The 15,162-nt window shown below is 34.9% G+C and carries 14 protein-coding genes and 1 other annotated feature; all 14 genes read right to left on the bottom strand.

Annotation, left to right across the window (positions count from 1 at the left end; translation table 11 throughout):
- Window positions 1-330: GTP-binding protein (locus ACI48P_RS21790; protein ID WP_475219588.1), on the bottom strand; the 330-nt coding region annotated here is incomplete at its 3' end.
- Between the two features lie 96 nt (window positions 331-426).
- Window positions 427-2,493, bottom strand: a complete 2,067-nt coding sequence (fusA, locus tag ACI48P_RS21785; RefSeq protein WP_475219586.1) for an elongation factor G — start codon at window positions 2,491-2,493, stop codon at window positions 427-429.
- A gap of 51 nt (window positions 2,494-2,544) precedes the next feature.
- Window positions 2,545-3,015, bottom strand: a complete 471-nt coding sequence (gene rpsG / locus ACI48P_RS21780) for a 30S ribosomal protein S7 (RefSeq protein ID WP_475219584.1) — start codon at window positions 3,013-3,015, stop codon at window positions 2,545-2,547.
- Window positions 3,016-3,146: 131 nt separating this feature from the next.
- On the bottom strand, window positions 3,147-3,569 hold the full coding sequence (rpsL, locus tag ACI48P_RS21775; protein ID WP_122641129.1) for a 30S ribosomal protein S12: 423 nt from the start codon (window positions 3,567-3,569) through the stop codon (window positions 3,147-3,149).
- A 284-nt stretch (window positions 3,570-3,853) separates the two neighbouring features.
- Window positions 3,854-7,342: a DNA-directed RNA polymerase subunit beta' gene (gene rpoC, locus ACI48P_RS21770; protein ID WP_475219582.1), complete on the bottom strand. Its 3,489-nt coding sequence runs from the start codon at window positions 7,340-7,342 to the stop codon at window positions 3,854-3,856.
- Between the two features lie 45 nt (window positions 7,343-7,387).
- Complete coding sequence (gene rpoB, locus ACI48P_RS21765; RefSeq protein ID WP_475219580.1) at window positions 7,388-11,110, bottom strand: DNA-directed RNA polymerase subunit beta; 3,723 nt, start codon at window positions 11,108-11,110, stop codon at window positions 7,388-7,390.
- 363 nt (window positions 11,111-11,473) lie between these two features.
- Window positions 11,474-11,836 (bottom strand): 50S ribosomal protein L7/L12, encoded by a 363-nt coding sequence (gene rplL / locus ACI48P_RS21760; protein WP_475219578.1) that lies wholly within the window; start codon window positions 11,834-11,836, stop codon window positions 11,474-11,476.
- A 91-nt stretch (window positions 11,837-11,927) separates the two neighbouring features.
- Window positions 11,928-12,422: a 50S ribosomal protein L10 gene (gene rplJ / locus ACI48P_RS21755; protein WP_475219577.1), complete on the bottom strand. Its 495-nt coding sequence runs from the start codon at window positions 12,420-12,422 to the stop codon at window positions 11,928-11,930.
- 45 nt (window positions 12,423-12,467) lie between these two features.
- Window positions 12,468-12,598: a sequence feature (ribosomal protein L10 leader region), on the bottom strand.
- Window positions 12,599-12,650: 52 nt separating this feature from the next.
- The gene (gene rplA, locus ACI48P_RS21750) at window positions 12,651-13,349 is read right to left on the bottom strand and encodes a 50S ribosomal protein L1 (protein ID WP_475219575.1); all 699 of its coding nucleotides are present in this window, start codon (window positions 13,347-13,349) and stop codon (window positions 12,651-12,653) included.
- A 72-nt stretch (window positions 13,350-13,421) separates the two neighbouring features.
- Entirely contained in the window at window positions 13,422-13,847 is a 426-nt protein-coding gene (gene rplK, locus ACI48P_RS21745; protein WP_475219573.1) for a 50S ribosomal protein L11, read from the bottom strand.
- Between the two features lie 39 nt (window positions 13,848-13,886).
- Window positions 13,887-14,429, bottom strand: coding sequence for a transcription termination/antitermination protein NusG (gene nusG / locus ACI48P_RS21740; RefSeq protein ID WP_475219572.1), 543 nt, complete (start codon window positions 14,427-14,429; stop codon window positions 13,887-13,889).
- A 19-nt stretch (window positions 14,430-14,448) separates the two neighbouring features.
- Window positions 14,449-14,670, bottom strand: a complete 222-nt coding sequence (secE, locus tag ACI48P_RS21735) for a preprotein translocase subunit SecE (protein WP_475219570.1) — start codon at window positions 14,668-14,670, stop codon at window positions 14,449-14,451.
- 24 nt (window positions 14,671-14,694) lie between these two features.
- On the bottom strand, window positions 14,695-14,844 hold the full coding sequence (rpmG, locus tag ACI48P_RS21730) for a 50S ribosomal protein L33 (RefSeq protein ID WP_003421192.1): 150 nt from the start codon (window positions 14,842-14,844) through the stop codon (window positions 14,695-14,697).
- A 219-nt stretch (window positions 14,845-15,063) separates the two neighbouring features.
- On the bottom strand, window positions 15,064-15,162 hold a 99-nt coding region (locus ACI48P_RS21725; protein WP_475219539.1), incomplete at its 5' end, for an EF-Tu C-terminal domain-related protein.

Genomic DNA, 15,162 nt, shown 5'->3' with positions numbered 1-15,162 from the left:
TGTAGCTGAACATACTAATATAGCACCATCCATTTGAGCAGCACCTGTTATCATGTTCTTTACGTAGTCAGCATGTCCTGGACAGTCAACGTGAGCGTAGTGTCTGTTTGGAGTTTCGTATTCAACGTGAGCAGTAGAGATTGTGATCCCTCTTTCTCTTTCTTCTGGAGCCTTATCTATGTTAGCGAAGTCTACAGCTTCTCCTAATTGATATCTATCGAATAATGTTTTAGTTATAGCAGCTGTTAATGTAGTTTTACCGTGGTCAACGTGACCTATAGTTCCTATATTAACGTGCGGTTTATTTCTTTCAAATTTAGCTTTAGCCATTTTGAAATACCTCCCTATATATATTTTTTATGTAAGGTGAGGATTACCTCACCTCACTATTTTTTAAATTTATGTTAATTAATATTAAATTAATTATTATTTTCCTTCAGCTATTTTCTTAGCAACTGAAGCTGGAACTTGTGCATAATGATCAAATATCATAGTGTAAGTTGCACGACCTTGAGTAGAAGATCTTAATTCTGTAGAGTATCCAAACATTTCTGAAAGTGGAACGAATGCATTTATAACTTGTGCACCAGATCTAGCTTCCATACCTTGTATTAAACCTCTCTTAGAGTTTAATCCACCCATAACGTCTCCCATGTAATCTTCAGGAGTAACAACTTCAACTTTGAAGTAAGGCTCAAGTAATACAGCATTTCCTTTTCTTAAAGCTTCTTTCATAGCCATTGATCCAGCCATTTTGAATGCCATTTCTGATGAATCGACATCATGGTAAGAACCATCATATAATTCAACAGCAACGTCAACAACTGGGAATCCAGCAACTACACCTGAAGCCATAGCTCCTTGTATACCTGCATCAGTTGGTCCAACATATTCCTTAGGAACAGATCCACCAACAGTTTTGTTTTCAAACTTGTATCCAGCACCTGGTTCTTGAGGGTTAACTCTGATCTTAACGTGACCATATTGTCCTCTACCACCTGATTGCTTAGAGTACTTGTACTCAATATCTACTGGTTGAGTTATAGTTTCTCTGTAAGCAACTTGTGGAGCACCAACGTTAGCTTCAACTTTGAATTCTCTTAATAATCTATCAACTATTATCTCTAAGTGTAATTCACCCATACCTGATATTATAGTTTGTCCTGTTTCTTCGTCAGTTCTAACTCTGAAAGTTGGATCTTCTTCAACTAACTTTTGAAGAGCAACACCCATCTTTTCTTGAGCAGCTTTTGACTTAGGCTCTATAGCAACAGATATAACCGGCTCAGGGAATTCCATAGTTTCAAGTACTATCGGATGAGCTGGATCACATAATGTATCTCCAGTAGTAGTATCTTTTAATCCAACAGCAGCAGCTATATCTCCTGCATATACTTCAGTTATTTCTTCTCTAGTATTAGCATGCATTTGTAGTATACGTCCTAATCTCTCTCTCTTGTTCTTAGTAGAGTTTAAAACGTAAGATCCACTTGATATTACCCCAGAGTAAACTCTGAAGAATGCTAATTTCCCAACGAATGGGTCAGTCATTATTTTGAATGCTAAAGCTGAGAATGGTTCTTCATCAGAAGAATGTCTTTCTGCTTCTTCACCATCTTCTAATATACCTTTTATAGCAGCTATATCAGTAGGAGCTGGTAAGTAATCAACAACACCATCTAATAATAACTGAACACCTTTGTTCTTGTAAGCAGATCCACAGAATACTGGGTTCATTTCACAAGCTATAGTAGCTTTTCTTATAGCAGTCTTTATTTCTTCAACTGTAAATTCTTCACCTTCAAGGTACTTCATCATTAACTCTTCATCAGTTTCAGCAACAGCTTCTATAAGCTTTTCTCTCCACTCTTGAGCTAATTCTTTCATATCTTCAGGTATTTCAGTTTTTTCTATTTCTTTTCCTAAGTCATCTTTGTAGATGTGAGCACACATTTCTACAAGGTCAACTTCACCTTCTAACCAATCTTCTTTACCTATTGGTAATTGAACTGGTACTGCATTAGCAGCTAATCTATCTTTCATCATTTGTACAACATTGTAGAAATCTGCACCCATGATGTCCATTTTATTTACGAATGCCATTCTAGGTACTCCGTAGTTATCAGCTTGTCTCCATACGTTCTCAGATTGAGGTTCAACCCCACCTTTAGCACAGAATACTGCAACTGAACCGTCAAGAACTCTTAGAGATCTTTCAACTTCAACAGTGAAGTCGACGTGTCCTGGTGTATCTATTATGTTTATTCTATGGTCTTTCCAAGCAGCAGTAGTAGCAGCAGAAGTTATTGTTATACCTCTCTCCTTCTCTTGCTCCATCCAGTCCATTTGAGAAGCTCCTTCATGAGTTTCTCCTATTTTATGAGTTTGCCCAGTATAGAACAGGATTCTTTCTGTAGTAGTAGTTTTCCCTGCATCTATATGAGCCATGATTCCTATGTTCCTAGTTCTTTCTAAAGGAAACTTTCTAGCCATGGTTCTCCTCCTTATGATGCCCTTTGTAAGGTATCAATATATCCTATATTATTAGAATCTGTAGTGAGCAAATGCTTTATTAGCTTCTGCCATCTTATGAGTATCTTCTTTCTTCTTTACAGAAGCTCCTGTGTTGTTAGCTGCGTCCATTATTTCCTTAGCTAACTTTTCAACCATACCTTTTTCTCCACGAGCTCTAGTATAGTTTACTAACCATCTTAAACCTAAAGTTTGTCTTCTTTCAGGTCTAACTTCTATAGGTACTTGGTAGTTTGCTCCACCAACTCTTCTAGCTTTAACTTCTAACACTGGCATTATGTTTTCCATAGCTGTGTTGAATACTTCTAAAGCGTCTTCTCCAGTTTTTTCAGCTATCATAGCGAAAGCATCATAAACTATTGTTTGAGACTTACCTTTTTTTCCATCTATCATTAAATTGTTTATTAATTTCGTAACTACCTTACTTCCGTACATCGGATCTGGTAAAACTTCTCTCTTTGGAACATTACCTTTTCTTGGCATTTTACTTCCCTCCTTAATTATTTAATCTTAAATCATAGGTACTCAACATATTTTTAATATGCCGTGATGCCGTAAATATTTATATATATTTAAAGCACCGAACTATAATCGATTGTTAGTTTATTAGTTTATTATTTCTTTGCAGCTTTAGGTCTCTTAGCACCGTACTTAGATCTAGCTTGCATTCTCTTATCAACACCTGCAGTATCTAATGTACCTCTTAGTATGTGGTATCTAACCCCTGGTAAATCTTTCACTCTACCACCTCTTATAAGAACAACACTATGCTCTTGTAAGTTGTGTCCTTCTCCTGGTATATAAGCAGAAACTTCTATACCATTTGTTAATCTAACTCTGGCAACTTTTCTTAAAGCTGAGTTAGGTTTCTTAGGAGTAACTGTCTTTACTGAAGTACAAACTCCTCTTTTTTGTGGAGCACTTGCATCAGTAGTTTTTTTGTTTAAAGAGTTGTATCCCTTTTGTAATGCTGGAGCAGTAGATTTCTTTTCTATTGCTTTTCTACTTTTACGAACTAATTGGTTAATTGTTGGCATCATCGGCACCTCCTTCTTTTAATTTTCGATCTTAAATGACCGCCAACTACTCAAGTAATATTGAGTATACATTGCAATTTAACAAATTACAATTAATAGTTTATAACACACAATCAATGTGGTCTTAGCACACTTCGGTTTGGTGCTGCTAGTTCTTTTTTATTAAAAATGCGTATTGGAAGATTGCTTAAAAACTTAATTTTATCAATCTTCCAAATCACACACTTTTACATTTTAACACCAGAACTATTTCATGTCAAGATTTCTTTATTTTCTACAAATAATTAGTCTTGAATCTTTTCAACAGCTATGTTCTTATATCTCTTCATACCTGTTCCAGCTGGTATTAACTTACCTATTATAACATTTTCTTTCAGACCTATTAAGTGGTCTTCTTTTCCTTTTATAGCAGCTTCTGTTAATACTCTTGTTGTTTCCTGGAACGAAGCAGCAGATAAGAATGATTCTGTAGCAAGAGATGCCTTAGTTATACCAAGTAGCACTCTCTTAGCAACAGCAGGTCTTAAACCTTGTTCTATTGCATCTTCATTACTCTTATTGAATGTTAATACATCTTCATAACCACCTGGTAATAAATCTGTATCTCCCGGATCTTCAACCTTAACTTTTGATAGCATTTGTCTTACTATAACTTCTATATGCTTATCGTTAACGTCAACCCCTTGCATTCTATAAACTCTTTGTACTTCTTTTACTATATATTCTTGTACTCCGCCAATTCCTTTTACTCTAACTATATCATGAGGGTTTATTGAACCTTCAGTTAAAGGATCACCAGCTTCGATCATTTGACCTTGCTTAACTCTTATTCTTGATCCGTAAGGTATAGCGTATACTTGTTCTTCTCCTACTGTAGGAACTACAACTACTTCTTTTCTCTTTCCAGTTTCGTCTATTTCAACTCTACCAGTAACTTCAGTTATTATAGCTAATCCTTTTGGCTTTCTAGCCTCAAATAATTCCTCAACCCTTGGAAGACCTTGAGTTATATCTCCTCCGGCAACCCCACCTGTATGGAATGTACGCATTGTAAGCTGTGTACCCGGTTCACCGATAGATTGAGCAGCTATTATACCAACAGCCTCACCTATATTAACTTCTTTACCTGTAGCTAAGTTTCTACCATAACACTTAGAACATACTCCGTGGTTAGTCTTACAGTTAAGAACAGTTCTGATATTTACCTTTTCAATTCCTGCTTTAACTATTGCTTCAGCATCATCTTCTTGGATCATAGCATCAGCTTCAACTAAAACTTCACCAGTATTAGGATTTACTATAGCATCTATAGTATATCTTCCTACCATTCTGTCGTATAATTCTTCTATTATTTCATTTCCATCTCTTATTGCAAGTACTTCTGTTGTATCAACAGTACCACAATCTACTTCTCTAACTATAACATCTTGACTGACATCAACAAGTCTTCTTGTTAAGTAACCTGAATCGGCAGTACGAAGCGCTGTATCGGCAAGACCCTTTCTAGCACCATGTGATGATGTGAAGTATTCCATTACTGATAACCCTTCACGGAAGTTAGATTTAACTGGAACCTCAACTGTTTTACCAGATGCATTGGCCATCAGACCACGCATACCAGCTAACTGTCTTATCTGGTTCTTAGAACCTCTGGCTCCTGAATGTGCCATTATATATATGTTGTTTAATCTATCTAGTCCAGCCATCAGAGCGTCTGTAACTTTTTCAGTAGTTTCTGACCAAGTTTCTATAACTCTCTCATATCTTTCTTCATTAGATATTAAACCTCTTCTATAAGCTCTTTCATATTTATCAACTTTTTCTTCTGCTGATTTTATGAATGCTTTTTTAGCTTCAGGTATAGTCATATCTGCAACCGCAACTGTCATACCACCAACTGTAGAATATTTAAATCCTAGAGCCTTTATGTGGTCAAGTAATATAGCAGTTTCAGTATTTCCATGTTTTCTGAAACACTTATCTATTATTTTCCCAAGAGACTTTTTGTCAACTAAGAAGTCAACTTCAAGTCCGAATGGATCTTCATTTCTGTCTACAAATCCTAAGTCTTGAGGTACATTTTCGTTGAATATAAATCTACCAACTGTACTTTCAACTAAAGAACTTCTTCCATCTTTAAGAACAATTCTCATCTTAACTTTAGAGTGAAGATGAACTGCTTTGTTTTGGTATGCAAGTAATAACTCGTTGAAGTCCTTAAATATCGTACCTTGTCCTGGAGCATAATCTTGTTCTTCTATTGTTAAGTAGTAACATCCAAGAACCATATCCTGAGAAGGAGTTGTTATTGGTGTACCATCTTTAGGAGCAAGTATGTTATTTATAGATAACATTAAGAATCTTGCTTCAGCTTGTGCTTCTACTGATAAAGGTACGTGTACCGCCATTTGGTCACCATCGAAGTCGGCATTGTATGCTGTACATACAAGTGGATGAAGCTTTATAGCTTTACCTTCAACTAGTACTGGCTCAAATGCTTGGATACCTAATCTATGCAGAGTAGGGGCACGGTTAAGTAGAACTGGATGGCTCTTTATAACATCTTCAAGAACATCCCATACTTCCGGCTTAACTTTTTCAACTATAGATTTAGCACTCTTTATGTTGTGTGCATATCCCTCTTTAACTAGTTTATCCATAACAAATGGCTTGAATAATTCAAGAGCCATTTTCTTAGGAAGACCACATTGATAGAATTTAAGTTCTGGTCCAACAACTATAACAGAACGTCCTGAGTAGTCAACACGCTTACCAAGTAAGTTTTGACGGAAACGTCCTTGCTTACCTTTAAGCATATCTGATAATGACTTAAGCGGTCTATTACCAGGTCCTGTAACAGGTCTACCTCTTCTACCATTGTCTATTAAAGCATCTACAGCTTCTTGAAGCATTCTCTTTTCATTTCTTACGATTATGTCAGGTGCTCCAAGTTCTAATAATCTCTTTAATCTGTTATTTCTATTTATAACTCTTCTATATAAATCATTTAAGTCAGAAGTTGCAAATCTTCCACCATCAAGTTGTACCATAGGTCTTAAATCTGGTGGTATTACAGGGATAGCATCTAATATCATCCATTCTGGCTTGTTACCAGACTTTTTGAAAGCTTCCACTACTTCTAATCTTCTTATTGTTCTAACTCTTTTTTGTCCAGTGCTGTCTTTTAAGTCAGCTCTTAACTCTTTACTTTCTTGCTCTAGGTCTATGTTTTGTAATAATTGCTTAACTGCTTCAGCACCCATTCCTACAGTGAAAGTACCATATCCGTACTTTTCAACAGCAGTTCTGTATTCTTTTTCAGTTAATAATTGCTTTGGATTTAATCCTGTTTCACCAGCATCAATTACTACGTATGAAGCAAAGTATAATATTTTTTCTAAAGATCTTGGTGACATATCAAGTAAAAGACCCATTCTACTTGGTATACCTTTGAAGTACCAGATATGAGACATAGGAGCTGCTAGCTCTATATGTCCCATTCTTTCTCTTCTTACTTTAGCTTTTGTTACTTCTACCCCACATCTATCACAAACTACACCTTTGTATCTAACTCTTCTGTATTTACCACAGTGGCACTCCCAGTCCTTTTGAGGTCCAAATATTCTTTCACAGAATAGACCATCTTTTTCAGGCTTTAAAGTACGGTAATTTATTGTTTCAGGCTTTTTTACTTCTCCTCTAGACCATTGTCTTATTTTCTCTGGAGAAGCTAAAGCTATTTTTATCGACTCGAAATTGTTTAGTTCAAACAAGGAGTTCTCTCCCTTCTATTTGAGATTTCATTAATAAAAAAATTACTACATATCAAAGTCTTCGTCATTAGCATAGTCTACTTCTTCTTCTTCTTCTTCTTCTTCATAAACTATGTCTTCTTCGAAATCTAAGCTATCTATATCTTCATCTTCTTTGAAATCGTCTTCGATTTCTTCTATTATATGATTTTCTTCTACTTCTTCCATGTTATCTATAACATCTAACTCAAATTCACTTACTGTGTCATCTAAGTCTAGTGATTCTCTTACTTCTATTTCTTGATCTTCTTCAGTTAATACTTTTACATCTAAGCATAAACTTTGAAGTTCTTTTATAAGAACCTTGAATGATTCTGGTATTCCTGGTTCAGGTATATTTTCACCCTTAACTATTGCTTCGTAAGTTCTAACACGTCCTACAACGTCATCTGACTTAACAGTAAGTATTTCTTGAAGTATGTGAGCAGCTCCGTATGCTTCTAGAGCCCAAACCTCCATCTCCCCGAATCTTTGTCCACCGAATTGTGCTTTACCACCTAGCGGCTGTTGAGTAACTAATGAGTATGGTCCAGTACTTCTTGCATGTAACTTATCATCAACTAAGTGATGTAGTTTTAACATGTACATGTATCCAACTGTTATTCTGTTATCGAAAGTTTCACCAGTTCTACCATCGTATAATGTTAACTTACCATCTTCAGGATATCCTGCCGCTGATAATGCCTTTCTTATGTCATGTTCTTTCGCTCCATCGAATACTGATGTAGCAACATGCCATCCTAAAGATTTAGCTGCAAGACCTAAATGAACTTCAAGAACCTGTCCGATGTTCATACGAGATGGTACCCCTTGTGGGTTAAGAACTATATCAAGCGGAGTTCCGTCTTCCATGAACGGCATATCTTCTTCAGGTAATACTCTAGATATAACCCCTTTATTACCATGACGTCCGGCCATCTTATCTCCAACTTTTATTTTTCTCTTCTTAGCTATATAACATCTAACTAATTCGTTAACTCCTGGAGATAAATCGTCTCCATTTTCTCTAGTGAACACTTTAACATCAACTATGATACCAGATTCACCATGAGGTACTTTAAGTGAAGTATCTCTAACTTCTCTTGCTTTTTCTCCGAATATTGCACGAAGTAATCTTTCTTCAGCTGTAAGCTCAGTTTCTCCTTTTGGAGTTACTTTACCTACTAATATATCTCCTGAATCTACTTCAGCACCTATTCTGATTATTCCTCTATCGTCTAAGTTTTTAACAGCACTTTCAGAAACATTCGGTATATCTCTAGTTATTTCTTCAGGTCCTAACTTAGTATCTCTAGCTTCACATTCATATTCTTCTATATGAATTGTTGATAATCTGTCTTCTTTAACTAGTCTTTCATTTATTAAAATGGCATCCTCGTAGTTATAACCTTCCCAAGTCATGAATGCTATGAAACAGTTTCTTCCTAATGCTACTTCACCTAAGTCTGTAGCTGGTCCATCCGCTATAACATCTCCTGCTTGAATTACTTCACCTTTGTTTATGATAGGTGTTTGGTTTATACAAGTACCAGAGTTAGAACGTTTAAATTTAAGTAATTTATATCTATCTCTGTTTCCATCTTCTCTTTTTATTATTATTTCATCTGCCGTTACTCTTTCAGCTATACCAGCATTTTTAGCAACAACAACAGCTCCTGAATCTTTAGCTGCTCTATATTCTACTCCTGTACCTATTATCGGAGCTTCTCTTCTAACTAATGGTACTGCTTGACGCTGCATGTTTGATCCCATTAGGGCTCTGTTGGCATCATCATTTTCTAAGAAAGGTATCATAGCTGTTGCTATAGACACAACTTGCTTAGGAGATATATCCATGTAGTCAACACTTTGTGCTGGTACTAGTTCAACTGCACCATGCTTTGTTCTACATACAACTCTCGCATTTACGAATTCATTATTATCACTTAACGGTTCGTTTGCTTGGGCTCTTATGAATAAATCTTCTTCATCAGCAGTTAAGTAATGTATTTCATCTGTAACTCTTCCAGCTTCCTTATCGTATTTTCTGTAAGGAGACTCGATGAATCCAAATTCATTTATCTTTGCATAAGTTCCTAAAGAGTTTATAAGACCGATGTTTGGTCCTTCTGGAGTCTCTATAGGACACATTCTACCGTAGTGAGAATGGTGAACGTCACGCACTTCGAATCCGGCTCTTTCTCTCGAAAGACCCCCTGGTCCTAATGCAGATAATCTTCTCTTATGAGTTAATTCAGATAATGGATTTGTTTGATCCATGAACTGTGATAACTGAGAACTACCAAAGAACTCTTTTATCGCAGCAGCAACAGGTCTTATGTTAACTAACGCTTGAGGCGTTATAGCTTCCATATCTTGAACTGTCATTCTTTCTTTTATAACTCTTTCCATTCTTGATAGACCTATTCTTACTTGGTTTTGTAATAACTCACCAACAGATCTTATTCTTCTGTTTCCTAAGTGGTCTATATCATCTATATTACCTATTTCGTAGAATATGTTAAACTCATAGTTTATAGATGCTATTATATCGTCTAATAATATATGCTTTGGTATAAGCTCTTTCATTCTAGACTTTATAGCTTCTTTTATTTCTTCTTCATCACTATACTCATCTATTATTTCTTTTAATGTAGGATAGTGAACTTTTTCTTTTATGTTTAATTCATCTATGTCAAAACTTATATGAGATTTAATGTCAACAAAGTTATTTCCTATAACTCTAACATTCTTCTCTTCATCAACTAATAAATTAACTACATTTATTCCGCTGTTTTGTATTGCTTTAGCTATTTCGTAGCTTATCTTTTCCCCAGCCTTAACGAATACTTCTCCAGTTTCAGGATTTATTATATCCTCATTTGAAATCTTATTCATTATTCTGTAGCATAAAGCAAGTTTTTTATTAAACTTATATCTACCAACTTTAGCTAAATCATATCTCTTCGGATCAAAGAATAATGCATTTAACAGTGAAGATGCACTCTCTACAGTAGGAGGCTCGCCTGGTCTTAATTTCTTGTAAATTTCAACTAAACCTTCTTCAACAGTTTTTGTATTATCTTTTTCTAATGTAGCTGCTAATCTTTCGTCTTCTCCTAGAAGTTCGATTATTTCCGCATCTGTTCCTATTCCTAAAGCTCTTAATAAAACTGTAACTGGTTGTTTTCTAGTTCTATCTACCCTTACAGATATAACATCATTAGAATCTGTTTCGTATTCTAACCATGCCCCTCTGTTAGGTATAACAGTAGAAGATATTAATCTTTTTCCTGTTTTATCTCTTTCTTGGGCATAATAAACGCCTGGAGATCTAACTAATTGACTTACGATAACTCTTTCTGCACCATTTATAACGAAAGTTCCTCTTTCTGTCATTAATGGGAAGTCACCCATAAATACTTCTTGCTCTTTAATTTCACCAGTTTCTTTATTTATAAGTCTTACTTTTACTTTTAGAGGTGCACAATATGTAGCATCTCTATCTTTACATTCTTCTATGTCATATTTAGGTTTATCGTCTAAAGAGTAATCAACAAACTCTAATATAAGATTACCAGTGTAATCTTCTATTGGAGAAATATCTTCAAATACTTCTTTTAAACCTTCTTCAATAAACCACTTATAAGAATCTACTTGTAGTTCTATAAGATTTGGTACATCAGCTATTTCTTTTATCTTAGAAAAGCTCATTCTAGTTCTTTTACCTATCGTGACAGGATGTGGCATTCACTTTTCACCTCTCAATAATTAAAAATAAAACCATAGTTCATTCTAACGCATCTCATAATTTTATCATAATGTCAAGTATTTTTCAATATGTAAGTTATAGTAATTCAATAAACTATGTATTATTTATGTTAACCGCGTAAAATATGCATTATTTATTATGCACAAAATACCAATCTAAAATTCCACTTTTTTTACATATTTTTTATTTTTTAAAGTTTTTTTCAAATTTATTCATATTTCTTCAAAATTCTCTACTTCAAAATACCCGCAATCTCTAGTCTTCATAAAAAAAGGAAGTCTTTTGACTTCCTTCATCTAGTGAATAAAAAAGATGTCCAATAGGACATCTTTTATAGAAAACTACTTAACTTCTACAGTTGCTCCAGCAGCTTCTAACTTTTCTTTCATTTGGTCAGCTTCTTCTTTAGAAACTCCTTCTTTAACAGCCTTAGGAGCGTTATCAACTAATTCCTTAGCTTCTTTTAATCCTAATCCAGTTATTTCTCTAACAGCTTTTATAACTCCAACTTTTGAAGCACCAGCACCAGCTAATACTACGTCGAATTCTGTCTTTTCTTCAGCAGCTCCACCAGCAGCAGCACCAGCCATCATAACTGGAGCTGAAGCAGATACACCGAATTTTTCTTCAGCAGCTTTAACTAATTCATTTAATTCTAAAACTTTCATGTTTTCTATAGCTTCTAATATTTGTTCTATTGTCATTTTTAGCACCTCCGAATTTTTTTGTTTAATAATTTTTAATTTAATGATTAAGCTATCTTAGTAACTTTATCAATATTTTCTAAATCGACAATTAAGCTTCTTGTTTCTTTATCATCGCATCTAATAAGTATGCGAAGTTTGACATTGGAGCCTTTAAGCTTCCAAGTAATTTTGCAAGAAGTACTTCTCTTGATGGTATGTTAGCGAACTCAACTATTTGAGTTTCGTTGTAGAATTCTCCTTCTACAACCCCCATCTTTAATTGCATTTTTGGATGAGAATCCATAAATTCTTTTAATATTCTAGCAGGAGCAACTGGATCTTCGTATCCGAATGCTATCGCGTTAGTTCCTACTAATAACTCGTCATTGAATTGTTCTATACCAACTTCTTTAGCAGCTCTTCTTACTAAAGTGTTCTTGTAAACTTTGTATTCAACACCAGCTTCTCTCATTTTCTTTCTTAATTCAGTTACTTCTTCAACTGTTAATCCTTTGTAGTCAACTACAACAGCAGCAGATGATTTTTGTAACTTTTCAGCTATTTCAGCTACAACGTGTGATTTTAATTCCACAGCTTGTCTCATCTAAACGTGCACCTCCTTCACCTAATAGGTTTAGTATTCGCCGCAATTTCATTTAAAAAAGCTTTTAATATCATTTAACAGACACCAAAAGCTTTAGTAATTTCAATTTATCTAAAACCTCGGTAGGATATTAAGCTTAAAGCACCTACTGTCTACGGCAAATCTATTCTTTTTTATATCAACAAAAGTTATATTAACATTTTTGTTTATCTATGTCAATAGTTTTTATTATTCTGATATTTTAGCTGGGTTCATCTTAACTCCAGGTCCCATAGTAGAAGCTACAGTAACACTTCTTAAGTATTGTCCCTTAGCAGCAGATGGCTTAGCCTTAACTACAGCGTCCATTAAAGCAGCAAAGTTTTCAGTTAACTTTTCAGCACCGAAAGATACTTTTCCTACTGGAACGTGTATTATGTTAGTCTTGTCTAATCTGTATTCAACTTTACCAGCCTTTATTTCGTCTATAGCTTTAGCTACATCGAAAGTTACAGTTCCAGACTTAGGGTTTGGCATTAAACCTTTAGGTCCTAATACTCTACCTAATCTACCAACTACACCCATCATATCAGGAGTAGCAACAACTACATCAAATTCAAACCAGTTTTCACCTTGTATTTTTTGAACTAAGTCTTCAGCTCCTACGAAATCTGCTCCAGCAGCTTCTGCTTCAGCAGCTTTAGCACCTTTAGCGAAAACTAAAACTCTCTTAGTTTTACCAGTTCCGTGTGGTAATACAACCGCACCTCTTACTTGTTGGTCAGCGTGTCTTGAGTCAACACCTAACTTTATATGAGCTTCTACAGTTTCATCAAACTTAGCATTAGCAACTTCAACTACTAATCCTAAAGCTTCTGATGCATCATATAATCTAGTTCTATCTACTTTGTTTAAAGCTTCAACGTATTTTTTACCTTTTTTAGCCATTTTATTTTCCTCCTCGTGGTTAATTTCGGTTTTTCAACCTCCCACTTCTAAAAAGAAGTGTCTAATTTAAAATTAGTCTTCTACAACGATACCCATACTTCTTGCAGTACCAGCTATCATGCTCATAGCAGCTTCTACTGATGCAGCGTTTAAGTCAGGCATTTTTAATTCAGCTATTTCTCTTACCTTAGCAGAAGATAATGTAGCAACCTTCTTCTTGTTAGGTTCTCCAGAAGCTGAATCTAATCCAGCAGCTTTCTTTAATAATACTGCAGCTGGTGGAGTTTTTGTTATGAAACTGAATGATCTATCTTGATATACAGTTATAACAACTGGTATTATCATCCCAGCTTGATCTGCAGTTTTAGCGTTGAATTCCTTTGTGAATCCCATTATGTTAACACCGTGTTGTCCTAATGCTGGACCAACTGGTGGTGCTGGTGTTGCCTTACCTGCAGGTATTTGTAATTTTATTTGACCTATAACTTTTTTAGCCATTTGGATCGCACCTCCTCAGATTATTTCCTGTATCTTTTTTTATATTTTCTCTATGCCGTCAAACTCTACTACAAATAGAGTCTTCTTGCCAAATGCACTTATGCACACTTTTACTTCTTTTGTTTCCAGGTTAATTTCTTCAACAGTTCCTACTTGTCCACTAAATGGTCCTTTAGCAACCTCAACTGTATCACCAACTTCAAAGTCGATGTCATCACTTGCTAATTTAGGAGCAACTGCATCTATGCCCATAGCTTTAACTTCTTCTTCACTTAATGGTACCGGCTTAGAACCAGGTCCTACAAAGCCTGTAACCCCCTTAGTATTTCTTACAACATACCAAGATTCATCTGTGATTACCATCTTAACTAAGACATAACCTGGGAATACTTTACGTTGTCTAGTTTTTTCTTTACCAGTTTTAGTAGTTTCGACTACATCCTCTGTTGGAACAACAACTTGTGTTATGCAGTCTTCCATACCTCTAGTTTTTACAGCTTTTTCTATCGTAGCTTTAACTTTATTTTCATGTCCCGAATAAGTATGTACAACATACCATCTTGATTCTTGTAATTCTGACATTATATTTTCTCCTTTTTCTCTATTTTAGTATTAGTTTTAGTGCACCAGATAATACACTATCTATAGCCCATACTAATATAGTAGATGAAATAACTACAGTTAAAACCACTCCTGTGTTTTTTAGTAATTCTTTTCTAGTAGGCCAACTAACTCTTTTTAATTCTTGCTTAGTTTCCTTTATATAAGTACCTAAACGGAATTTGTTCTTAGTTTTAGCCCCTTGATTTGCTTGGGCAGTCATTCTTACTCACATCCTTATAAAAAACTATTTTGTTTCTTTATGAGTAGTATGCTTCTTGCAGAATCTACAATATTTTTGTAATTCTATTCTGTCTGGGTTATTCTTTTTGTTCTTTGTAGTGTTGTAGTTTCTTTGCTTACACTCTGTACATGCTAAAGTTACTTTAACTCTCATCTGCTACACCTCCAACTTTATAAATACAATAATATATATTGTTATATAGTGCTAAAAAATGGTTATTTAAAGCACTATTACCTTCCTGAATCATTACCTTGTATAAGTTATCACAAAATAATAGGCGTGTCAATGTTTTTGTACTTTCGCTGTTAAAAAAAAGAGGAGTATATACCCCCTCTTTTTTATATGTTAAATACTAGAATTGGAATGTAGAAATTATTCTACTATAGAAGCAACAACTCCTGATGCTACTGTTCTTCCACCTTCTCTTATTGCGAATCTTAATCCTTCTTCTACAGCTATAGAGTTTATTAA

Source organism: Romboutsia sp. LXY-2, from assembly GCF_056171995.1.
This window is presented reverse-complemented; position numbering and strand designations above follow the sequence as displayed.